General features: G+C 72.2%; 20 protein-coding genes and 2 pseudogenes. 11 read left to right on the top strand and 11 right to left on the bottom strand.

What is annotated here, in order from left to right; translation table 11 throughout:
* Both FRZ03_RS08505 and FRZ03_RS08500 read left to right on the top strand, forming a co-directional pair.
* Window positions 1-2037, top strand: a 2037-nt coding sequence (locus FRZ03_RS08505) for a dipeptide ABC transporter ATP-binding protein (protein ID WP_146464555.1), incomplete at its 5' end; no start/stop codon positions are given.
* A gap of 51 nt (window positions 2038-2088) precedes the next feature.
* Complete coding sequence (locus FRZ03_RS08500; RefSeq protein WP_186785306.1) at window positions 2089-3771, top strand: ABC transporter family substrate-binding protein; 1683 nt, start codon at window positions 2089-2091, stop codon at window positions 3769-3771.
* A 97-nt stretch (window positions 3772-3868) separates the two neighbouring features.
* Here FRZ03_RS08500 and FRZ03_RS08495 read toward each other — a convergent pair whose 3' ends face one another.
* The 3 genes from FRZ03_RS08495 to FRZ03_RS08485 form a co-directional block, all read right to left on the bottom strand.
* Window positions 3869-4693, bottom strand: coding sequence for a DUF1684 domain-containing protein (locus tag FRZ03_RS08495; RefSeq protein ID WP_146464554.1), 825 nt, complete (start codon window positions 4691-4693; stop codon window positions 3869-3871).
* Window positions 4694-4772: 79 nt separating this feature from the next.
* On the bottom strand, window positions 4773-5696 hold the full coding sequence (locus FRZ03_RS08490; RefSeq protein WP_146464553.1) for an LLM class F420-dependent oxidoreductase: 924 nt from the start codon (window positions 5694-5696) through the stop codon (window positions 4773-4775).
* A gap of 115 nt (window positions 5697-5811) precedes the next feature.
* Window positions 5812-7059 (bottom strand): MFS transporter, encoded by a 1248-nt coding sequence (locus FRZ03_RS08485; protein WP_146464552.1) that lies wholly within the window; start codon window positions 7057-7059, stop codon window positions 5812-5814.
* A gap of 394 nt (window positions 7060-7453) precedes the next feature.
* Between FRZ03_RS08485 and FRZ03_RS08480 the strand changes: the two genes are divergently transcribed.
* On the top strand, window positions 7454-7912 hold the full coding sequence (locus tag FRZ03_RS08480; protein ID WP_146464551.1) for an SsgA family sporulation/cell division regulator: 459 nt from the start codon (window positions 7454-7456) through the stop codon (window positions 7910-7912).
* Between the two features lie 398 nt (window positions 7913-8310).
* Window positions 8311-9231 carry a LysR family transcriptional regulator gene (locus FRZ03_RS08475; RefSeq protein ID WP_261398730.1) on the top strand — a complete coding sequence of 307 codons (921 nt, stop codon included), beginning with the start codon at window positions 8311-8313 and terminating at the stop codon, window positions 9229-9231.
* A 54-nt stretch (window positions 9232-9285) separates the two neighbouring features.
* Here the strand turns inward: FRZ03_RS08475 and FRZ03_RS38905 are convergent.
* Window positions 9286-9381: pseudogene (locus FRZ03_RS38905) on the bottom strand.
* Window positions 9382-9544: 163 nt separating this feature from the next.
* Window positions 9545-9808 (bottom strand): GlsB/YeaQ/YmgE family stress response membrane protein, encoded by a 264-nt coding sequence (locus tag FRZ03_RS08470; protein WP_146464550.1) that lies wholly within the window; start codon window positions 9806-9808, stop codon window positions 9545-9547.
* Window positions 9809-10646: 838 nt separating this feature from the next.
* On the opposite strand from FRZ03_RS08470, the pseudogene FRZ03_RS08465 reads away from it, so the two are divergent.
* Together FRZ03_RS08465 and FRZ03_RS08460 are read left to right on the top strand one after the other, a co-directional pair.
* Window positions 10647-10970: pseudogene (locus tag FRZ03_RS08465) on the top strand (thiamine pyrophosphate-dependent enzyme); the annotation flags it as partial.
* Window positions 10967-12121: an enolase C-terminal domain-like protein gene (locus FRZ03_RS08460; protein ID WP_146464549.1), complete on the top strand. Its 1155-nt coding sequence runs from the start codon at window positions 10967-10969 to the stop codon at window positions 12119-12121. The pseudogene FRZ03_RS08465 and the gene FRZ03_RS08460, both read left to right, overlap by 4 nt.
* A 131-nt stretch (window positions 12122-12252) precedes the next feature.
* Here the strand turns inward: FRZ03_RS08460 and FRZ03_RS08455 are convergent, their stop codons facing one another.
* The 3 genes from FRZ03_RS08455 to FRZ03_RS08445 all read right to left on the bottom strand — a co-directional run bounded on the left by FRZ03_RS08455 (window position 12253) and on the right by FRZ03_RS08445 (window position 14546).
* Window positions 12253-12975 (bottom strand): SDR family NAD(P)-dependent oxidoreductase, encoded by a 723-nt coding sequence (locus tag FRZ03_RS08455; protein ID WP_146464548.1) that lies wholly within the window; start codon window positions 12973-12975, stop codon window positions 12253-12255.
* 65 nt (window positions 12976-13040) lie between these two features.
* Entirely contained in the window at window positions 13041-13703 is a 663-nt protein-coding gene (locus FRZ03_RS08450; RefSeq protein ID WP_146464547.1) for an NAD(P)-dependent oxidoreductase, read from the bottom strand.
* Between the two features lie 126 nt (window positions 13704-13829).
* Window positions 13830-14546, bottom strand: a complete 717-nt coding sequence (locus FRZ03_RS08445; protein ID WP_146464546.1) for a DsbA family oxidoreductase — start codon at window positions 14544-14546, stop codon at window positions 13830-13832.
* Window positions 14547-14651: 105 nt separating this feature from the next.
* Here FRZ03_RS08445 and FRZ03_RS08440 point away from each other — a divergent pair, with 105 nt between their 5' ends.
* Entirely contained in the window at window positions 14652-15098 is a 447-nt protein-coding gene (locus tag FRZ03_RS08440; RefSeq protein WP_146464545.1) for a winged helix-turn-helix transcriptional regulator, read from the top strand.
* A gap of 122 nt (window positions 15099-15220) precedes the next feature.
* On the opposite strand, the gene FRZ03_RS08435 is transcribed toward FRZ03_RS08440, so the two are convergent.
* Window positions 15221-15841, bottom strand: a complete 621-nt coding sequence (locus tag FRZ03_RS08435; RefSeq protein ID WP_146464544.1) for a TetR/AcrR family transcriptional regulator — start codon at window positions 15839-15841, stop codon at window positions 15221-15223.
* Window positions 15842-15941: 100 nt separating this feature from the next.
* Here FRZ03_RS08435 and FRZ03_RS08430 point away from each other — a divergent pair, with 100 nt between their 5' ends.
* A complete protein-coding gene (locus FRZ03_RS08430) occupies window positions 15942-16874 on the top strand; it encodes an NmrA/HSCARG family protein (RefSeq protein ID WP_146464543.1) in 933 nt (310 codons plus the stop codon).
* Window positions 16875-17364: 490 nt separating this feature from the next.
* Window positions 17365-18402 (top strand): 3-dehydroquinate synthase family protein, encoded by a 1038-nt coding sequence (locus FRZ03_RS08425; protein WP_146464542.1) that lies wholly within the window; start codon window positions 17365-17367, stop codon window positions 18400-18402.
* A 1-nt stretch (window position 18403) separates the two neighbouring features.
* On the opposite strand, the gene FRZ03_RS08420 is transcribed toward FRZ03_RS08425, so the two are convergent.
* Together FRZ03_RS08420 and FRZ03_RS08415 are read right to left on the bottom strand one after the other, a co-directional pair.
* Window positions 18404-19279, bottom strand: coding sequence for an ROK family protein (locus FRZ03_RS08420; RefSeq protein ID WP_261398731.1), 876 nt, complete (start codon window positions 19277-19279; stop codon window positions 18404-18406).
* A 32-nt stretch (window positions 19280-19311) separates the two neighbouring features.
* On the bottom strand, window positions 19312-19746 hold the full coding sequence (locus tag FRZ03_RS08415; RefSeq protein ID WP_146464540.1) for a type II 3-dehydroquinate dehydratase: 435 nt from the start codon (window positions 19744-19746) through the stop codon (window positions 19312-19314).
* 207 nt (window positions 19747-19953) lie between these two features.
* Here FRZ03_RS08415 and FRZ03_RS08410 point away from each other — a divergent pair, with 207 nt between their 5' ends.
* Together FRZ03_RS08410 and FRZ03_RS08405 are read left to right on the top strand one after the other, a co-directional pair.
* Window positions 19954-21120, top strand: coding sequence for a DegT/DnrJ/EryC1/StrS family aminotransferase (locus FRZ03_RS08410; RefSeq protein ID WP_146464539.1), 1167 nt, complete (start codon window positions 19954-19956; stop codon window positions 21118-21120).
* Window positions 21117-22259 carry a Gfo/Idh/MocA family protein gene (locus FRZ03_RS08405; protein WP_146464538.1) on the top strand — a complete coding sequence of 381 codons (1143 nt, stop codon included), beginning with the start codon at window positions 21117-21119 and terminating at the stop codon, window positions 22257-22259. The genes FRZ03_RS08410 and FRZ03_RS08405 overlap by 4 nt, the downstream gene beginning before the upstream one ends.
* The last annotated feature ends 4 nt before the right edge of the window (window positions 22260-22263 follow it).

Genomic DNA, 22263 nt, shown 5'->3' with positions numbered 1-22263 from the left:
GCCCCCGTCCTGTCCGTGCGGGACCTGCGGATCTCCTTCCCCTCCGAGGCGGGCACCGTCGAGGCGGTGCGCGGCGTCGACTTCGACCTGCTGCCCGGCCGTACCCTCTGCGTCGTCGGCGAGTCCGGATCGGGCAAGTCGGCGACCGCGATGGGCATCATGGGCCTCCTGCCCCCCACCGCCGACGTGCGCGGCCGGGTGCTGCTCAACGGCGAGGACCTCGTCGGTCTCGACGACAAGGCGCTCTCCGGGATCCGCGGCAACTCCATCGGCATGGTCTTCCAGGACCCCCTGTCCGCCCTCACGCCGATCTTCTCCGTGGGCAGGCTGCTCTCCGACGCCCTGCGGGCCCACCAGGACCTCACCAAGCGGGCGGCCTGGGACCAGGCCGTGCAACTGCTCGACCTCGTCGGCATCCCCGACCCGCGCGGCCGGGCCGCGTCCTTCCCGCACGAGTTCTCCGGCGGCATGCGCCAGCGGGTGGTCATCGCCATGGCCATCGCCAACCGGCCCTCCGTGCTCGTGGCCGACGAACCCACCACCGCCCTCGACGTCACCGTACAGGCCCAGATCCTGGACGTGCTGCGGCTGGCGCAGCAGGAGACCGGCGCCGGTCTCCTGCTGATCACACACGACCTCGGGGTCGTCGCGGGCCATGCCGACGACGTCGCCGTCATGTACGCGGGCCGGTTCGTGGAACACGCGGGCGTCGGCGAGCTCTTCCGCCGCCCGACGATGCCGTACACCGCGCGGCTGCTGGCCGCCGTGCCGACCGTGGACAGCGGCGTCCGCCGTCCCCTGGTCCCGATCGGCGGCGAACCACCCGCCCTGGTGGGCCTCCCGGACGGGTGCCCCTTCGCGCCCCGCTGCGCGGTCGCCCTCGACGCGTGCCGCTCCGGCGAACCGGAACTGCGCCATGTCACCGGACACGGACACGTGGCCTGCCTGCGCGCCGCCGAGATCGCCGACGGAACCCTGGACCTGACGGGCGGTGCCGCGGCCGCCGACCGGCCGGCGCCACCGGAGCGTGCCGAAGCCGGCGAGGTGGTGCTCCGTGTCGAGGACCTCGTCAAGACCTTCCCGGTCACCAAGGGGGCCCTCCTCAAGCGCCGCGTCGGCACGCTGCACGCCGTCAACCGGGTCGGTTTCGAACTGCGCGCCGGCGAAACGCTCGGCCTGGTGGGCGAGTCCGGCAGCGGCAAGACGACGACCCTCATGGAGATCCTGCGGCTCAGGCGGCCCGAGGGCGGCCGGATCGAGATCTCCGGCACCGACGTCGGCACGGCCGCGTCCGGCGCACGCACACGGGAGCTGCGGCAGGACGTACAGATCGTCATGCAGGACCCCCTGGGCGCGCTGGACCCCCGGATGCCCGTCTTCCACTCGCTGGCCGAACCCCTGCGGGTACTCGGACGCGACCGCGAGTCGATCCGCGCCCGGGTCCGCGAACTGCTCACCCTGGTGGGCCTGGACCACTCGGTCGGCGACCGCTTCCCGGCCCAGCTCTCCGGCGGCCAACGCCAGCGGATCGGCATCGCCCGGGCGCTGGCCACGGAACCGAGGCTGCTCGCGCTCGACGAGCCGCTCTCCGCCCTGGACGTGTCGGTACAGGCCGGGGTGATCAACCTGCTGGCACGGCTGAAACGGGAACTCGGGCTCGCCTACCTCGTGGTGGCCCACGATCTGGCCGTGATCCGGTACATCTCCGATCGCATCGCGGTGATGTACCTGGGGCACATCGTCGAGACCGGGGACACCGAGACGATCTTCTCCGACCCCAGGCACCCCTACACACGTGCGCTGCTGTCGGCGATCCCGATACCCGACCCCGAGCGGGAACGCACCCGCGAACGCGTCGTGCTGGAGGGCGAACAGCCGACCGCCACGCGCCTGCCCGCGGGGTGCGTCTTCGTCGACCGCTGCCCGCTGTACCGCGACGCCGACGACGAACTGCGGCACCGCTGCCGCACCCAGCCACCCGTGCCGACCCCGGCGGCCGGACACCCCGGCCACCAATACGCCTGCCACGGCGTCTGAGCACCGGCCCGGCGATGTTGTCCCTCACCCTTCCTTAAGGAACCCTCCACCATGCGCACGAGACCGGCCCTGCCCGTCGCCCTGACCGCCGCCGTCCTTGTCGCCGCCACCGCGTGCCAGTCCTCCTCGGGCAAGGACTCCGCGCGGTCGGACGCGAAGAACGCCCCCTCGGCCGCGTCGTCCGCCGCCGACTACAACCCCACGCCGTACGACCGGATCAAGGACGGGGGCACGTACACCACGGTCGGGACCTTCGACGACCAGGGCAACCCGTTCAACGTCAACGCCACGCTGACCGCGTCCCGCGTCTGGTCCTGGTACAACGCCGACGCGATCACCTACTCGCCGACCGGCGACGTGCAGTACAACCCGGACTACTTCAGCGACGTGAAGGTCTCCGTGGAGGGGGGCGACCAGCGGGTCACGCTGACCATCAACCCCAAGGCCGTCTTCAACGACGGCACCCCCATCGACTGGACCGCGATCAGGGCCACCTGGAAGGCCAACAACGGCTCCGACAAGGCCTACGCCGCCTCCTCCACCGACGGCTACGACCAGATCACCTCGGTGACGAAGGGCAAGGACGCCAAGCAGGCCGTGATCACGTTCCGCGGAGTGAACCCCTCCTGGTCGAGCCTGTTCACCACCTTCCTGCACCCCAAGGCCGCGACGGTCGGCAACTTCAACAACGCCTACGTCAAGAAGGCCCACCCCGAGTGGGGCACCGGGCCGTACACCGTCGGCACGTGGGACACCCACTCCGGCGACATCACGTTCGTCCGCAACCCGAAGTGGTGGGGCCGGAAGGGCAAGCTCGACAAGCGCGTCTACGTCAACCTGGAATCGACCGCCGCGATCAACGCCTTCAAGAACGGGCAGATCGACTACGTCTCCGCGGTCGACGCCGAGAGCCTCAAGCAGATCAAGGGGCTCCCGGGCACGGAGATCCGCAGCGGCGGAAGCCCCTTCGAGTACTCGCTGTACTTCAACACCAAGTCCTCCGTCCTCGCCGACAGGACCGTGCGCAAGGCCGTCGAGGAGAGCGTCGACCGCACGCAGATCGCGAAGATCCGGTTCCAGGGCCTGGACTACAAGGAGCCGCTGCCCGGTTCCGCCATCCTCTACAGCTTCCAGAAGGGCTACGAGGACAACGTCTCCGCCGTGCTGAAGTACGCGCCGGACGACGCCGAGAAGGCACTGGACGCGGCGGGCTGGAAGCCCGGGGGCGACGGCATACGCGTCAAGAACGGCAAGAAGCTCGAAGTCGGCTACACGCTCCTCGGCGACGACCCGTTGGACAAGGCGACCGCCGGCGCCCTCGCGGCGATGCTGAAGCCGGTGGGCGTCCGCCTCGACGTCAGGAAGGCCGACGAGGCGGACTTCTCCAAGATCCTCAGCGACCGCAAGTTCGACCTGCTCCTGTCGGGCAACCGCTCCATGGACCCGTTCGGCGCCCGCTACCTGTGCGACTTCTACTGCTCCGACCGCGACTCCAACCTCACCGGTGCGGGCTCGCCCGCGCTGGACCAGGAGATCCGGGCCACCGGCAGGATCGCCGACCTGGGCAAGCAGGCCGCGGCGGCCAACGAGGTCGAGCGGAAGGCGCTCCAGGAGTACGCCTTCCTCCCGCTGTTCAGCGGACCCTCGACCTACGGGGTGAAGAAGGGACTCGCCAACGTCGGCGCGACCATCTTCTACAACCCGCTCCCGGAGACGGTCGGCTGGCAGAAGTGACCGCCCCGGGCGGGGGGACGGCGGCCGGAGTTCCGCGCCCGTCCGTCCCCCCGCCCGGCCCGCTCCGAGGAGCGCCCGCCGCGGCCGGCGCGCCGGCTCAGGACCCGCCGCGCTCGCGGGGAATCCGCAGACCCGCTTCGATCGCCACCGGCAGCCGGTTCTCGGCCGGCGGCAGCGGGCAGGTGGCCAGATCCGTGTAGGCGCACGGCAGGTTCGCGGCGCGGTTGAAGTCCAGGACGAGCGTGCCGTCGGCGGCGGGCGGCCCGACGGTCAGCACCCGGTTGGCGGCATAGGTGGTGACCCCGGAGGTCGCGTCGGTGAACAGCACCATCAGCCGGCCGGCGCCGTGCCCGGGGAACGCGGTCAGGGACAGCCGGCGCCCGAGCAGGTCGAACTCGATCCTGCCCGGGGCGTCGTAGACGTGTTCGAGACCCTCGACGGCCGCGCCCACGGTGGTCGGCCGCGGTTCGTCGAAGGGGACGTACCGGCCCGTCACGGCCCAGCGCGGATCGGGGGCGTAGGCGGGGGTACCGGTGAAGGCCGTGCGCAGCGGCGCGTCCGGGTGCCGGGGGCGCACGATGTCATGGCCGCCCCGCTTGGCGACCTCGATGACGGCGTCACCCCAGACCGCCTCGACGCCGCCGCGTTCGGCGAGCACGCCGAAGCGGTGCTCGCCGCGCACCGGCGCTTCGCCGACGACCAGTTCCTCCCCGTCGTCGAGGTCCACCACGACCCCGTCGGGGCCGGTGCGCCATGCGCCGGGCGCGTCGGGGAAGCGCCGCGGCCGCTCATCGAGCCAGTGCAGGTTGGTGATGGCCAGGAACCCGTGCGGGTCGGCGATCCTGGCCTCCTGGGCGCGGTACCACTCCAGCCAGTTCTCGGTGAACTCCTGGAGGTCCGTCGTGGTGGCCTCGGTGGTCATCGGTTCTCCTTCGTCACGCGAGGCCCGGCCTCGCACAGGGGGACAGGACGTCCGGCGGGGCCGGTGCCGACGGGCCCGCTCATCCGGCCAGTTCGCCGAGGAGCGCCCAGGTGCGACGGCGGTCCGCGTCTCCGGCGATCTCGGTACCGGTGAACACGACCTCGGTGGCCCCGGCGTCGCGGTAGCGCCGCACTTCGGCTTCGACGGCCTTCTCGTCGCCGATCACGGCCAGGTCGGCGGCCCGGCGGCCACCGGAGAGCTCGATGACCCGCGCGTAGGACGGGATCTGTTCGTAGAACGCGAGGGTTTCGGTGGCCTTCGCCCGCACCGCGTCCACGTCGTCCGTGACCACGCCGGGCACCAGGGCCACGATCCGGGGAGCGGGACGGCCGGCGGCCTGCGCCGCCGCGGTCAGGGCGGGCACGATGTGTTCCGCGAGGGCGCGCGGCCCCGCCAGATACGGCAGGATGCCGTCCGCCAGCTCACCGCTGACCCGCAGCGCCTGCGGCCCCATCGCGGCGACCAGCACGGGGACGCCGCCCTCGGCGCCCGGTACCCGCGCCGGCACCGGCGTGGCGGCGGTGAGCAGCTCGCCGTGGAAGTCGGCCGTGCCGGTCTCGGTCAGCTGCCGCAGTGCGACGAGGAATTCGCGGAGGCGGGCGACGGGGCGCTCGAAGGGGAGGCCGAAGCCCGTCTCCGTCAGCAGTTTGGTGCCCAGGGCCAGCCCGAGGTGGTAGCGGCCGTGCGTCGCGGCCTGGGCGGTCTGGGCCTGGCTGGAGACCAGCAGGGGGTGCCGGCCGAAGACGGGGATCGCGGAGGTGCCCACGTGCAGTCCGGGTACCGCGCGCCCGACGAGCGCGGCGAGCTGGGGCGAGTCCGCGCCGAAGGTCTGGCCGAACCAGGCCGACCGCAGACCGGCGGCCGCGGCCTCCTGGGCCAGCTGCACGGTGGCGTCGACCTGGTTGTGCGCGTGGGAGGCGTCGAGTGCTACTCCAACAGTCATACCCATCAGAACGGGCCCCCGCCGGACCGGCATTCCGGTCGAGTGTGACAGCTTCTTGTCAGTCGTGTGTACGGGCGCCGTCCCGCGCGCCCGTACCCCACTCACGGCGACGGCGTCACCGGCTCGCCGTGCCCCCGTCCGCCGCCGCACGGTTCCGGCGCTCGGTGCCCCAGTAGAGCAGGGCCACGAGGGAGAGGGCGGTGCCGAGGACGGTCAGGCCGGTCCAGCCCCCGGCGTGGTAGACGGCGGAGCCGAGCTGGGAACCGGCGGCGCCGCCGGCGAAGAACATGGCGATGAAGGCGCTGTTGAGGCGGGCGCGGGCGGTGGGGTCGAGCTGGTAGACGGTGTGCTGGCCGAGGATGAGGCTGGTCTGGACGGCCATGTCGATGAGGATCGCGGCCAGGGCGAGCAGGACGACGCTGTGTCCGCCGAACCCGGCGAGCGCGAACGCCAGGGCCGCCACCACGAAGGCGATGCCGGTCACGGGGCGGACGAGTCCGCGGTCGGCCCAGTGCCCGGCGAACGGTGCGACGGCCGCGCCGGCCGCGCCGACGAGCGCGAAGACACCCACTCCGATCGACGAGTAGTGGAAGCGGGGGCCGGTCAGGACGAAGGAGACCGTGGTCCAGAACGCGCTGAACGCGCCGAACATGGCCGCCTGGTAAAGGCCGCGGCGCACCAGCGCCGGGTGCGTGCGCACCATCCGGAAGGTGGAGCGCAGCACCTCGGGGTAGGGGAGGGTGGTGGTGGGCGCGTGCTGCGGCAGGGCCGCGCGCAGGGCCACGGCGAGCACCGCCATCAGGACGGCGGACCCGAGGAAGACGACGCGCCAGCCCGCGAGGTCCGAGACCAGACTGCTCAGCGTGCGGGAGAGCAGGATGCCGGTGAGCAGGCCGCTCATCACCCGGCCGACGATGCGGCCCCGGGCGTGGTCGGGCGCGAGGCTCGCGGCGAAGGGCACCAGTATCTGCGCGACGACCGAGGTGGCGCCGCTGACCAGCGACGCGATCAGCAGCATGGGGAAGTCGACGGCCAGCCCCGCCGCCAGCAGGGAGATGGTGGTCACCGCCAGCATCACGGCGATCAGATTGCGCTTCTCCAGCCGGTCCCCGAGCGGGACCAGGAAGAGCATGCCGATCACGTAGCCGACCTGGGTGAGGGTGATCAAGGTGCCGGCCGCGGCCGTGCCGGTGTGGAACACGTCGCTCAGCGTGGACAGCAGGGGCTGGGCGTAGTAGAGGTTGGCGACCGTCATGCCGGAGGCGACCGCCAGAAGCGCGACCAGCCAGCCCGGCACGGCGTCAGGGGCCTCGGCGGTCTCGGGCCGGCGGTGGCTGTGGGCATCGGTTGACGCGGAAGACATGTGCACCTTCTTGACGGGTGAGCCGTGAGCCGGCTCGGAACGGAGTCGTGCGGTGGGCCGGCAGCTTCTTCGGTGCCGTCACGCAGGTGTAAGCGTCTGGCCGGGCTCGGCTCTTCCGCTCCCGGCGCGATGGTTCGCGAAGTCAGTCATCTTGATCGGAGATGACGCCGACCAGGTGGGAAGCGTAGCCCCGGGCCCCGCCGCAGAGCGGGCGCGACCGGACAGAAGTGCTTCCCCGGGCAACGGTCTGTGCGTTCGCCGACAAGTTCCCCGGCCGCCGGAACCTACGGTAATGACGAGGGATTGCGCTTCGGTAGAGCCGGCGGCCATTGCCGACCGTACGTCCGGTTGTCCTGACACATGCATGGCCGAAAGAAATCAAGGTTGAACCGACATGAACCAGCACCCGCTTCCGGAGGAGGGGGTACGAGAACCGGATGGCGCCATCGCCATGACCGTCGCGGCCACCCTGGTGAGGGGCCGGACCGAGACGGTGCCGGTCACCGTGCACTTGTCCTACGACCGGCTCCAGCCCTTCGCCGTGCTGCTGGACCTGCCCACGCCCGACGGCCGGCGCCGCGCCCGGTGGTCCTTCGCCCGGGATCTCCTCCAGTCGGGTCTGCACCGGGCGTCCGGAGAAGGCGACGTGCGCATCTGGCCGCCGTGCCGCTGCAACGACAGGCCCGACGCCCGGCTCTTCCTGCGTGACGGCACCGCGTCGGTCCTGCTGGACGTCCCCAGCCAGCCGCTGCGCGAATGGCTGGTGCGCACCTGGGTGGCGGTCCCGCCCGGCGAGGAGAACCGGTGGATCGACTGGGACACCGTCGTGGGGCGCCTGCTCGACGGCTGCTGAGCGGCCCGCCCGCCGAACCCGCCGACCCGCATGTCCGAGCGGCCGGCCTGGTCGCCCTCCGGCCCGTGTGCCGGCGCCTGGAAGCATGCCGACGCGACCTGCCGCGCCGACGAGGGGCCTCACGATCGCCGCGCCGGCCCATCGGGGCGGCTTCGCCGGCGCCGCTCACTCCCGCCGGACGTTCCGAGCCGTCCACGGCGTGCCCCCGGTGGGTGGCGCCGGACCCAGCGGGCCCCGCAGGCCGGTCCCCGTGCGCAAGCCACGCCGTAGGCCCCGGGAGACCGTTCCGGAGGAGGCCCTGCGGCTCCCGCGCCGCAACCGCCGGGCGGGCGACGACGGCACCGGGGCCTCCTTGTCCCGCAGGCGGTCCGCCGCCCGTACCCGCTTACGATGCAGCGGTGACGGCCGTCTTCGCACCGGGCGAAGCGCTGGGTGAGCGGGAGCTGATGATGGATCTGCGACAGATGGAAGTCATCGTCGCGGTGGCCGACACGGGGGGCTTCACGGCGGCGGCGCGGCGCCTGCACGTCGTCCAGTCCGCGGTGTCCGGCACAGTCCGGGCCCTGGAACGCGAGTTGGGCACCCCCCTCTTCGACCGCACCACGCACCGCGTCGCCCTGACCCCGGCGGGCGAGGCCTTCGTCCCCGCCGCCCGGGCCACCCTCCGCGCCGCCGAACTCACCCGGGAAGCGGTCGACGCCGTCAAGGGACAGCTCCGCGGACGGGTCACGGTCGGCACCATGCAAGGCGTATGGGCGGGACTGCACCACGCCCTGGCGGCGCTGCGCACCGAGCACCCGGGCGTGGTCGTGCAACTGCGGCAGGCCGCGGTCGCCGACATCCGCCAGGCGCTGCGCGACGGCACCGTGGACCTGGCGGTCGTGGCACTGGACCGGCAACAGCAACGCGGACTGACCACGCGCCTGCTGTCCCGCGAGGACATGGTGCTCGTGGCGTCGTCCCACCGGGAGCTCCCCGGTATGAATCCGGAGCAGGAGGTCGACCTCGCCGACATCGCCCGGTTGCCCATGGTCGACTTCTCGCCGGGCTGGGCCATCCGCTACGCGGTCGACCGGGCGTTCCGCGCCGCCGGCGTCGAACGCGGCACGACGTTCGAGGTGAACGACATCGTCGCGGCGGCCGAACTGGTCCGCAACGACCTGGGCGTGTGCATCATGCCCAGATCGATCGCCGACCGGTTCGGCGACCTGCGCCAGCACCCGTTCCGGCGGCACGCCCCGAACTGGAAGGTCATGGTGGTACGGCCGCCGGGCGAGGCGCCCCCCGCGGTCGCGGCGCTGCTGAAGCACATCATGTGACGGCATCCGGGTCCGGACGGCGGCCACCGTCCGCCCACGCGGGCCGTCCACGCGCGGAGAGGGCAGGATTCGAACCTGCGTGGGTCCTCGCGGACCCGACCTCCGAGCCGTGCTCGCCGGTCCCCGTTCAACCACTCCGGGCACCTCTCCCTGCGCCCGGCCGGACCTTCGCGAGGCCCGTGCCGTTCACGACGACCACGGTGCCAGGCACTGCTGACCCGCCGCTGACGGCGCGATGACATGGCTCGCCGCGGAAGACCCGCGGACACGAGGAGGGCGGCTCCCGGGGGAGCCGCCCTCCTCGTCCACGCGGTCAGCGCGAGCGTCCCGTCACCAGGCGGTAGAGCAGCAGCACGATCACGGAACCCACGATCGCGGCGATCCACGTAGAGAGACTGAAGAAACCGTTGATCGAGTGCACCCCGAAGATCACCTTGCCCAGCCACCCGCCGAGCAGCCCGCCCACGATGCCGATCAGCATCGTCACCAGGCAGCCGCCGGGGTCCTTGCCGGGGGTCAGTGCCTTCGCGATGGCACCCGCGATGAGGCCGATCAGGATCCAGGCGATGATGCCCACGAGGTCTTCCTTCCGTTCCGCTGTGTCACCCCGGATCGGGGCTCCCACGTAGATGCGGATATCCCTCTCGGGGCGGCATATGCAGGACCGGGATCGTGCCGTTGTCGCGAGACCCGACCCACCAGCGGTCACGCGACCCGCTGTAGAGTGTGAAAATGTCGCTTGACCTGCAAGAACGCAGACAGGGAGCCTGAGCGTCGCGGCGCACTGACGCCGCGTACCGAGAAGCCCGGCGGTACCGCTGTCCGGGTGGCGCGCAGCCCGGCTGCCGTGAAGGCGGCGGCGACCGCGAGGTCCACGCAGGCCGCCGCGCGCCACCGCTCGCTGTCCAGCGCCGGCCCGGCCACCGTGGCCGCGTGCAGTCCGTGGGAAACGCGGCGAGGGCGGCACCCCAGGCGATGCGGACCGCGGTCGTGGCGGCCGTCGCCGGCTTCCTCGGGCGGGCGAGTGTGCGATGAGGTCCGCGGCGGACCCCTTCCGGCCGGAGGGTGCGGCTGCCGCAGTACCCGCGAAACCGGAATTACCCATTCCGATCGCGGGTCCACCCGGACTCCTCGCCGGGCGGGTGATCTCGGCGTGAACCGTAGGAATCGGGAAACCCATGGTGCAGCCCAGCAAGCCCGCCAGCGCAGAGGCTGACATGAACGCCCTGACCCCCCTCCGCCCGCCGGGGCGGCCTGAGACCGACGACGCGCTCACGTCCTCGCGGATCGACGAAATCGTCGGGCGGATCGGCAGGCGCCCTCCGGGGCGCGAGCGGGACGCGGCCCGGGAGCGGGGCATCCGTACCCTGATCCCCGTGGCCCACCGGATCGCCGCCGAGTACCGCGGCACCGGCTCGGGTCCGGGCGCCGACTGGTGGGCGCGGCACCTGAAACCGCGCCAGGGCATGCGGGCGTCGCCGTCGGGGACACCGGCGACGATGGGCCCGGGGACGCCGTACGCGATCGCCGCTCGCTTGGCCTGTCCGGACCGGCGGGTGATCGCGTTCCCCAAGGCCGACCAGGAGATCGCGCCCATCGCGCCGCACACCATGCTCGCTCAGGGCGAGATGGCCGCCAAGGCGGCCGTCCACGACCCAGGGCGGGTGGGCATCGCCACCAGGGGCGTACGGCAGAAACTCGCCGAGGTCGCCGAGCACCTGCCCGGACGGCACCGATGAGCGGCGCGCGGACCGGCGCCGGACCGGATCCGGTGGCGTGCCGGATCGACGGGGTGGACGTGCACGCCTTCGAGGTGCCGACCGACGGCCCGGACGGCAAGGAGCAGGACGGCACCCTGGAATGGGACTCCACCACCATGGTCCTGGTCCGGGTGCACGCCGGCGGTCGTACGGGCCTCGGGTACACCTACGGGGACGTCTCGGTCGCCTCGTTCGTCGACTCCGCACTCGCGCCGCTGATCGACGGCCAGGCCGCCACGGCACCTGCCGCCCTGTGGGAGCTGATGGGGCGCCGGATCCGCAATGCCGGCCGCCCCGGCGTCGGCGCCATGGCCCGCTCCGCCGTGGACGTGGCGCTGTGGGACCTCAAGGCCCGGCTCCTCGGCCTGCCGCTGGTCCACCTGCTCCCGGCGTACCACGACCGGGTGCCGGTGTACGGCAGCGGCGGCTTCACGAACTACCCCCTGGACCGCCTCGCCGACCAGCTCACCGGCTGGGTGGAGCAGGGCATCCCGCGCGTGAAGCTGAAGACCTCCCGGCACCCAGAGGACGACCCGCAGCGCTTGGCGGCGGTCCGCAGGGCCATCGGCGACGAACCGGAGATCTTCACCGACGCCAATGGGGCGCTGGGCCGCAAGCAGGCGTTGTACTGGGCACGCAGGTTCCACGAGGAGTGGGACGTGCGGTGGTTCGAGGAACCGGTCAGCTCCGCCGACCTCAAGGGTCTGCGCCTGCTGTGCGAGCGGGGCCCCGACCGGCTGGAGATCGCGGCCGGCGAATACGCCTACACCACGCAGGACTTCGTCAATCTCGTCGGCGGCCTCGCCGTGGACTGCCTCCAGGCCGACGTCACCCGCTGCGGAGGCATCACCGGTCTACTGGAGGCGGCCGGCCTCGCGGCGGCCCACCACCTGGACCTGTCCGCCCACTGCGCCCCGGCCGTCTCGGCCCACGCCTTCTGCGCCGTGCGCCGGCTGCGGCACCTGGAGTACTTCCACGACCATGTGCGGTTCGAGAACCTGCTGTTCGACGGCACGCTGTCGCCCGACGGGGGTGCCCTGCGCCCGGACACCTCGCGGCCCGGCCTCGGCCTGGAGGTCAGGTGGCCCGACGCCGAGCGCTACCGCGTCTACGGAAACCGGACCACCTGACCTGGCCTTCCCCGCCGGCGGGCGGTCCCCACGGACGGCCGGTTGGACTCCCCACCGGTGGGCTGGCCTGTACGCAGGGTGTCGTCGCCGAGGGATGACCCGAACCGTGTGGCGAGGGACCCGGACTGCGGTTACCCGGCGGTCGGCTCGGGATGGACCTGCTCGATGCGGTCGCGCTTGGTGTACAGGTCCCAGTAGTGCTCGGCGAGGTCGTCGGGGCCGACGAGCGGGCCGACGCTTTCCGGCAGTGATGCGGCGGCGATCTCTCCCATCTCGCTGCGGGCGATGAAGGCCGCGATGGAAAGGGTGCCGGCGTAGGCGCCGATGTCGGCGAGTTCGCCGTTGAGGGAGTGCAGCCAGTTGCGGGCGGCGGACATCAGCGGGCCCACGCCGCTCATGTACGGCCGCGGCTCCACGGCGGTGTGGCCGGTGGTCATCAGGAACGCGCCGTCGCCGCGCTCGGCCCACTCGGGCAGCACCGCGCGGACCACCTCGACCGGCGTGAACAGGAGAAGAGGGCTGTCCTTCTGCAGGGTGACGGCGTCCAGCTTGGTGGCGGGGGCGAAGCTCTGCTCACCGCTGATCGGCCCGTACTCGATGACGTCGATCCGGCCGAACCGTCCGCGGATGACGTCGATGAGGGCGGGTACCTCGGCGGGCTTGGAGAGGTCGGCGGTGAATCCGGCCGCGTCGATGCCCTCGCCGATGAGCTGTTCGACGAGTGCGTCGAGGCGGTCCTTGCGGCGGGCGACGAGGGCGACGCGGAAGCCTTCGCGGGCGAAGCGGCGGGCGACGGAGGCGCCGAGCCCGGTGCCGGCTCCGAAGACGGCGATGACCTTGGACGTGTCGGGCATGGGGATGTCTCCTCGGGCTTTTTGGGGTGTTCTGGCTGTTCGGCAGGGGTTCGAGGTGGGCTGGGTCAGCCGCGGGCGTTCCACACCAGCGGGGCGCGGCGGATCCAGGTCTCCTCGTCGACGGAGTCGAGGAGGAAGCGGGCGAGGTCGGCCCGGTTGATCCGGCGTCCGGGCGTGGTGGCGGTGGCGTCGCCGGCGCGCAGGGGGCCGGTGGCGGGCCTGTCGCTGAGGGCGACGGCGCGGGCGAGGGTCCAGTCGGTGTCGGAGGCGCGCACGACCTGGTCGACGCCGGTGTGGTCGGTGAAGCCGACCTTGATGTTCGACAGGTTGATGAACGCCTTCACCAGCGGGTTGAGGCGGGCCCAGTCGTCGCCTGCGCCCTGTGTGGAGGTCAGGACGATCCGGCGGATGCCCTGTTCGGCCATCACGGTCAGGGTGTTGCGGGCGGCGTCGGTCATGAACATCGGCGGGCTGACCGGCTTGGCCCAGGGGTTGTCGGAGGCGCGGGCGTTGTTCAGCACGCTGATCACCGCCCGGGTGCCCTGGGCGGCCCGGCGGATGTCGTCGATGTTCGCGGGCGTGCCCTGGATCAGCTCGACACCGGTCGGGGCGTGGACGGCGGAGGGGTCGCGGACGAGGGCGCGGACGCGGTGGCCGCGTTCGGCGGCCTGCGCCAGGACGTGGGTGCCGGTGCGGCCACTGCCGCCAAGGACGAGCAGGTCGGTCATGGGAAGTCATCGCCTTTCGTGGGCGGAGGGCCGGGCGGCGGGAGCCGGCCGGGGACGGATTCGGAGGGATCAGGAGGAGGACGTACATCGGACTCCCGGCTTCCGGATCACGGGGGCTACGGGGATTCAGCCGTGTGCCGGGACGGCACAGCCGTCCGAGCCGCAGACCGGGGCGTCACCGCCACCCGCGACGGGGGTGAGGGGGTGGGTGTCGTCCCAAGCGGTGCGGAGCAGGTGCAGCAGGGTGCCGCTGTCCTGGGCACCGGGGACGCCGTAGCGGCCGTCGACGACGATGAACGGGGCACCGGTCGCGCCCAGGCGCTGAGCGCGGGCCGCGTCGTCGCGGACCTGCTCGCGGTAGCGTCGCTGAGCGAGGGCCTGCCGGGTCTGCTCGCGGTCCAGGCCCAGGGTGTCGGACAGCGCCAGCAGGTCGTCCGGGGAGAAGACGGGCTCGGCCTTGCCGAAGTAGGTGTCGAAGATCGCGTCCCACGCTTCGCGGTTCTTGCCCCGGGCGGAGGCGTGGGCGAGGAACTCGTGGGCCAGGTCGGTGTTGCCGACCTGGTTGTCCAGCACCCGGTAGGGGCTCAGGCCCTCGGCCTCGGCCAGTGCCTCGATCCGCCGGGTCGACGCCTCGGCCTGACCGCCGCCCACACCGTGCCGTCGCAGCAGAGCCTCGCGGACGGAGAAGGTGCGGTCCTCGGGGAAGCTGCTGCTGAGCGGGAACGAGTGGTGGACCACCTCCACCCCGCCCGCGTGCTCGAACCGCTCGACGGCCTGCTCCAGGCGGTGATGGCCCAGCCCGCACCAGGGGCACGTCACCTCGGACCAGATGTCCACCCTCACGGCGCACCTCCAATTCTTACGACTTGTTCGTAACGCCATGGTGGACCAGTATGGAAGGCGGTACAAAAGGCACACCCGTGTGCGTGCCGGAGAGGAATGTGCGTCATGGAACAGACCCGCGCAGCGAAGGCGGCCGGTGGGGCGAAGGCGGTCGGGGCGGCGGCGATCGGGCCGTGCGCGGCGATCCCCGCCGAGCACATGGCCTTCATCCGCGAGGTCCTGGACCGCGTCGGCGACAAGTGGAGCCTGCTGCTGATCGCCGTCCTGGAGCCGGGCCCGCTGCGCTACACCGAGCTGCAGCGCCAAGTCCCCGGGATCTCCCAGCGCATGCTCACCCTCACCCTGCGCCAACTCCAGCAGGACGGCCTGGTCGCCCGTACCGCCTACGCCGAAGTTCCCCCGCGCGTCGAGTACGCCCTGACCCCGCTCGGCCGCGGCCTCCACGAGATCGCCACGTCCCTGGTCGGCTGGGCCGCCGCCCACCACGACGAGATCCGTGAGAACCGGGCCCGCACGATCTCAGCGCAGCCGGGTGCGGGTGCACACGCCTGAGCTACCGGAGACCGTGACCGACGGTGGCGAAACACGCGGCCACCCGACTCCCCATCGCTGGCCGCGGGTGGAGGATCCCCGCTGGTCACCGACATGGTGAGCAGGGATTCGGCACCCAATGATCACTCGGAGGCCGTGCCTGCCTCCGTTCCAGCCAGATCGTTCCCGGGCGCCTCGGCGGTGCCGTGCCCGGGGCTGAGCCCTTCCACGGCGAGGCGGAAGAGGCGGCCGGCCTGGGTGTCGGGGTCCTCGTGATGCTCGGTGGCCAGGGCGATACCGACGGCGAGGGTCAGCAGGTCGTGGAAGGTGACATGCGGTGCGACCGCCTTGTCGCGAATGGCTCGCTGCAGCAGGGGATTCCCGGCCGCCTCGATCCTCTTGCCACAGGAGTGCGGGGAGACTCCTTCGGTGGGGGGCTCGTAGCTGAGGACGTCGGCGAATCCGCGGGCCGAGATCGCATAGTCAACGAGAGCACGGAGCCACTCCAAGAGGGCGGTGCGGCCGTCCTCGGCCGCGCTCAGCCGGTGGGCGTGCTCGCACAGAACTTCGATGCGCTCCTGGAAGACGGCTTCGAGGAGGGCCCGACGGGTGGGGAAGTGGCGGCGTACGGTCGCCGATCCGACGCCTGCGAGCCGGGCGATCTGCTCCAGGGATGCGTCGGCACCGTGCGCGGCGACCTCGGCTTCGGCCACAGCGAGGATGAGCCGGTAATTGCGTCGGGCGTCTGAGCGTTGGCCGGTCATGATCTCCCCATTGCTAATCGGCGGGCCCCGCCATATCGTAGCGGCAGACGAAACGGCGGGCCCCGCCGTTTTCTTTCTCCGGTTCGTGAGGAGCAGTACCATGCCCGTCGACAGAGATACCGTCCTGGTCACTGGAGCCACCGGCCGGCAGGGCGGCGCCACAGCTCGCGCCCTCCTGGCCGCCGGGATACCCGTACGTGCACTCGTACGCGATCCGCGGTCGAAGCCCGCACGGGCGATCGAGGCGCTGGGCGCCGAGCTGGTGCGAGCGGACCTCTCCGACCGGGCCACCCTCGGCCCGGCGGTCGAGGGGGTCCGCGCCGTGTTCTCCGTGCAGATGCCGCCGATGACCGAGACCAGTGTGGACTTCGCGGGCGAGCTCACCCAGGCCACCAACCTGATCGATGCGGCGAAGGCCGAGGGCGTGCGGCAGTTCGTGCAGTCCTCGACCAGTGGAGTCGGTGAGCACACCCAGGCCCCCGGTTGGGCCGAAGGCCGCTGGACGGCGATGGCCGACTACTTCCACACCAAGCAGGCGATCATGGAGGCGGTACGCGCTGCGGGCTTTGCCCGCTGGACGGTGATCAAGCCCGCCTTCTTCATGGAGAATCTGCCCCTGCTGGCGCCCCGGGGGCCCCGCGGCGGCCTGCTGACGGTACTGAAGCCGGATACCGAACTGGCCCTGGCGGCCGTGCGGGACGTCGGCACGGCCGTGGCGCACGCCCTCCGAGACCCCGACCGGTTCCACCAGGTGGAACTGGAACTGGCCGGTGACCTGCGCACGATGGAACAGATCGCGCAGACCTTGTCCGCCGCCTGGGGCGTGCCGGTGAGCGCGCCTTCCATGAGCCTGGAAGAGGCCCTCGACGCGGGCATGCCGATGTGGGGAGCCGGACACGAGTGGAACAACGTGGTCCTCCAGCCCGCCCGGCCCGAATTCGCCCGGGAGTTGGGCATCCCGGTCACCACCCTCGCCGAGTGGGCGGACGAGGAGTTGACAGCCGTGTCCGGCCATGGGCATCCGGCGCCGTGACCTTCGGCAGCGCCCACCGGGGCGGATGCCGGAATCGCCGGGCGCCCACTGGCCCGCCTGCCTCAACTCCCGAATCTCGATCAACGTCTGCCGCTTACTCGGTGCCGTCCTCAGTGGATCGGGAACGGATCTGAGGGAACGGAACCTCGCGACGTGCTCACGGCAGGCGCTCTTCGCCACCAACGGTGACGGTCGCATGGGGGACCACATGTACTCCTACGAGAGCCAGGTGAAGAGCGCCAGGGGCAGTGATCGACATCACGGCCCGGGGTACCGTGCCCGACGGTTCCCCCGGCATCTCTTTCAGCCGGCCCGTCCCGAACTCGATCCACAGCCCGCCGCAGGGAATGAAGAACGTCGTGCGGCTGTCGGCCGGCGGACACGCACCCAGGCGGAAGGCGGTTGACCGCCCCGCGCGTCCGGGTAGGCATGGTGCCGGGACCGGTGCCGGTGGGCGGCCGGGCATCGTATGAGGAAGGGCGGACAGCGCATGACGGCGTCGCCTCAGCCGCACACCCGTGTCATGGTCGAACTCGGCGAGCGCTCCTACCCCGTCGACATCGGGCCGGGCGTCCGGCACTCGTTGGCCGGAATCCTCGCCGGGCTCGGTGTGCGGCGGGTGGCGATGGTGTCCGCGCGGCCGGAGGAGTGGCTGCCGGACCCGGGGGTGCCGTCGATGGTGCTGCGAGCCCGGGACGGCGAGGCGGACAAGACCCTGGCCACCGTGGAGGAACTGGGCCGTGCCTTCGTGCGGTTCGGGCTGACCCGCTCCGACGCGGTCGTCTCCTGCGGCGGCGGCACCACCACCGACGTCGTGGGACTGGCCGCAGCGCTGTACCACCGGGGGGTGCCCGTGGTGCACCTGCCGACGTCACTGCTCGCCCAGGTGGACGCCAGCGTGGGCGGCAAGACGGCCGTCAACCTCCCCGAGGGAAAGAACCTGCTGGGCGCCTACTGGCAGCCGGCCGCCGTGCTGTGCGACACCGACCATCTGCGCACGCTGCCCGAGCGGGAGATGCTCAACGGATACGGGGAGATAGCCCGCTGTCACTTCATCGGCGCCGGCGACCTGCGTGGGCTGCCGCTGCCGGAGCAGATCGCGGCGAGCGTGGCACTCAAGGCGTCGGTGGTCGCAGCCGACGAACGGGACTCGGGACGCCGGCACATCCTCAACTACGGCCACACGCTGGGACACGCCCTGGAGATCGTGACCGGCTTCACGCTGAAGCACGGCGAGGGGGTGGCGGTCGGCACGGTGTTCGCGGGCCGTCTCGCGCTGGCGCTCGGCCGGATCGACGCGGCACGCGCGGCTGAACACCTCGCGGTGGTGCGGAGTTACGGCCTGCCGACCGCGCTGCCGGCCGGGGTCGACGCGCGGCGCCTGATCGAGGTGATGCGGCTGGACAAGAAGGCGACGCACGGGCTGACCTTCGTCCTGGACGGCCCGGACGGCCCCGGGCTGGTGTCCGGGGTGCCCGAGGAGACCGTTGCCGCGACACTGACCGAGATGGATCGGACACCTGGCTGAACTACCCCGCCGGCAGGCCCCGGGCCAGCAGCACCGCGCCATGCAGGGAGGACAGCCCGCCCAGCAGCGCGGGACGTACCGGGGGCAGCGGGTGCCCTGGGCGTTGAAGGACCGCGGTCCGCTCGGCCACCATCGGCACCAGGTCCGGCACGGCCGCGGCGAAGCCGCCGCCGATGAGGACCAGCGCGGGGCGCGTCAGTTCGCAGATGCCGACCACGGCCACGGCGAGCGCGGCGCAGCTCTCCCGCAACGCGGCCACGGCCCACGGCTCGCCGTCGGCCACGGCCTGACGGAAGGGGGTGAACCGCACCTCCGCTCCCCGGTTCCGGGCCGCGCGGCGCAGTGTCGCCGGGCCCGAGGCCGTCGCCTGCACACAGCCGCGCCGTCCGCAGTCGCACAGGGGTCCGTCGCGGTCGACGACGAGGTGGCCGACCTCGCAGGAACCGCGCCCCACGCCGGGAACGGGGCGCCCGGCCAGCACGAGACCGCCACCGACACCGGTGCCGACGCCGAGGTAGAGGAGGTCCGCGCAGCCGGCCGCGTCCGCCTCGGCGAGGGCGGCCAGGTCACCGTCGTCGGCGCATGCCACCTCGGCGGCACCGAAGAGCGCGGACAGGGCGGCGCCCAGGCCGAACCCGGTCCAGGCGGGGCGGCCCGGCCAGGCGGTGACCGTGCCGGCGGCGTCGAGCGTGGCCGGAAGGGCGACCCCGACGCCGCGCAGCCCCTGCGGACGCCCCGCGCACAACTCCCCGACGTGCCGGGCCAGCAGGCCGAGATCGTCGTCGGGGCGGGAGGCTTGGCCGGCCCACCGGAAGGACGACTCCTCCACGCCACCTTGGTCGTGCTCGACGCGCAACGCCACCTTCGTGCCGCCGATGTCGATGCCCAGCCGGCCGGCGGCTCCGGCGGTCAGGCCGGCACCTTCTCGAGCAGGGCGCGGGCGGCGAGCCGGTACCCCAGCGCGCCGAGCCCGAAGACGACGCCGGACGCCAGCGGCCCGGTCACCGACTCGTGGCGGAACTGCTCACGGGCCCACACATTCGACAGATGCACTTCTATCCACGGCCGCGGATAGTTCGCCAGGGCATCACGGAGACCCCAGCCGGCCATCATCAGGGCGGCCGGATTGATGATTGCGCCGACGGTGTCGTAGTTCCCCTGAATGGTGCGGATGATTTCCGCCTCACCATCGAACTGATAGGAGTCAACTTTCCAGCCGCGCTCCGCGACCTCTTCTCCCACCCAGTGTTCGATGTCCTGCAGGGTATCGGTTCCGTATATCTCGGGCTGGCGGGTTCCGAGTATTCCGAGATTGGGACCGTTCACCAACAACAGCCTGCTCACAGCGCACCTCACCTGGTTCGTCACGGACTTCCATCTATAGCACGGGCCTCGCGGCGCGCGCCCCGACGAATCCGCGGGAGCCGTTTTAAGGGGCTTCTAGGGGGGTGTTGAGGGGGAATGACGTGGCTGCCGTCGGCGGGTTAGCGTGCTGAATCGATCTCCTCTGCATATCGCGTCGAGGGAAGTGTCGAGGGAAGTGGGGAAAACATGAGCAAGGGTGTGCGTCTGGAATCCGAGCTGCCCGGCTGGCCGCAGTACGACGACGCGGAACGCGAGGGACTGATACGGGCGCTGGAGCAGGGCCAGTGGTGGCGGATCGGCGGCGGCGAGGTGGACGCCTTCGAGGCCGAGTTCGCCGCCGCCCACGGCAGCCCGCACGCCCTGGCGGTCACCAACGGCACACACGCGCTGGAACTCGCCCTCGAAGTGCTCGGCGTCGGCGCCGGCTCCGAGGTCATCGTCCCGGCGTTCACCTTCATCTCCTCCTCGCAGGCCGCGCAGCGGCTGGGCGCGGTGGCCGTGCCGGTCGACGTCGACCCGGGCACGTACTGCGTCGACCCGGCGGCGGTCGAGGCCGCGATCGGACCGCGGACCGCAGCCATCATGCCGGTGCACATGGCGGGCCAGATGTGCGACATGGACGCGCTGGGCAAGCTGTCCGCCGACTCGGGCGTACCACTGGTCCAGGACGCGGCCCACGCGCAGGGCGCGCGGTGGCGCGGCCAGCGGGTCGGGGAGCTGGGCTCTGTCGCGGCGTTCAGCTTCCAGAACGGCAAGCTGATGACCGCCGGTGAGGGCGGCGCGGTGCTCTTCCCCGACGCGGAAGGGTACGAGAAGGGCTTCGTGCGGCACAGTTGCGGCCGACCGCGCACCGACCGCGGCTACTTCCACCGTACGTCCGGTTCCAACTTCCGCCTCAACGAGTTCTCCGCGTCGGTGCTGCGCGCCCAGCTCGCCCGGCTCGATGCACAGATCGACACACGCGAGGCGCGCTGGCCGGTGCTGAGCCGGCTGCTGGCCGAGATCCCCGGCGTCGTCCCGCAGGCCCTCGACGAGCGCGGTGACCGCAATCCGCACTACATGGCGATGTTCCGGGTGCCGGGCATCACCGAGGAACGGCGCGCACGGGTCGTCGACACCCTCATCGAGCGGGGGCTGCCCGCGTTCGTCGGGTTCCGCGCGGTCTACCGTACCGACGCCTTCTGGGAGGTCGCGGCGCCGGAGCTGACCGTGGAGGAACTGGCCCGCCGCTGCCCGCACTCCGAGGCCCTCACCCGGGACTCCGTGTGGCTGCACCACCGTACGCTGCTGGGCGGCGAGGAGCAGATGCACGAGATCGCCGCCGTCATCGCCGACGTGCTCGCGAGCGCATGAGCGCCCCGTCCCCGGCCCTGCCGCCCGTCCGCACCGCCGTGATCGGCCTGGGCTGGGCCGCCCGCTCGGTCTGGCTGCCCCGGCTGCTCCGCAGCCCCGCCTTCACCGTGACCGCCGCCGTCGACCCCGACGAGCGCGGCCGGGCCGCCGTCGCCGACTCCCAGGGGGCGGACGCGACCGGGCTGTCGGTGCTGACGTCCCTCGCCGACCTCGACCCCGCCGAGGTGGACCTCGCGGTCGTCGCGGTCCCCAACCACCTGCACTGCGCCGTCGCCTGCGAACTGCTCACCAAGGGCATCCCGGTGTTCCTGGAGAAGCCGGTCTGCCTGACCTCCGAGGAGGCGGAACGGCTGGCCGCCGCGGAACGCGCGGGCGGCGCGATACTGCTGGCCGGCAGCGCGGCCCGCCACCGCGCCGACGTAACCGGCCTGTACCGGGCCACCGAACGCCTGGGCGAGGTCCGGCACGTCGAACTGGCCTGGGTACGGGCGCGCGGGGTGCCCGACCGGGGCGGCTGGTTCACCCAGCGGTCGCTCGCGGGAGGCGGGGCGCTGGTCGACCTCGGATGGCACCTCCTCGACATCGCCGTACCGCTGCTGGGCACCGCCGCCTTCCGGCACGCCATCGGCACCGTCTCCGCCGACTTCATCACCCAGGCATCCTCCCGGGCCGCCTGGCGCGACGACGACAACGATGCCGAAGGCGATGGCGACGCGACCGGGGGCGGCGGCACCGACGTCGAGGACACCGCGCGCGGCTTCCTCGTCACCGACGACGGCCGGTCCGTCGTCCTGCACGCGAGCTGGGCCTCGCACGAGGCGGTGGACACCACCCGCGTCACCGTCGAGGGCAGCGCGGGCAGCGCGACCCTGCGCTGCACCTTCGGGTTCAGCCCCAACCGCCTCGGGAAGTCCGTGCTGACCCGCACCGCCGACGGCACCACGCGCGAGCTCGCTGTGCCCACGGAACGGGTCGGCGCCGAGTACGACCGGCAGCTCGCCCTGCTGCCCGGCCTGTTGCACGACCCGGCCGCACGAGGCCGGGCGATCGCCGAGGCGCGCCGCACCATCGGCGCCATCGAGCGGGTCTACTCCTCGGCCCGCACCGTCCAGGAGGTCCGGGAGTCCGCCCCGGTGTGACCGC

Source organism: Streptomyces misionensis (assembly GCF_007896895.1).
Taxonomy (GTDB): domain Bacteria; phylum Actinomycetota; class Actinomycetes; order Streptomycetales; family Streptomycetaceae; genus Streptomyces; species Streptomyces misionensis_A.
This window is presented reverse-complemented; position numbering and strand designations above follow the sequence as displayed.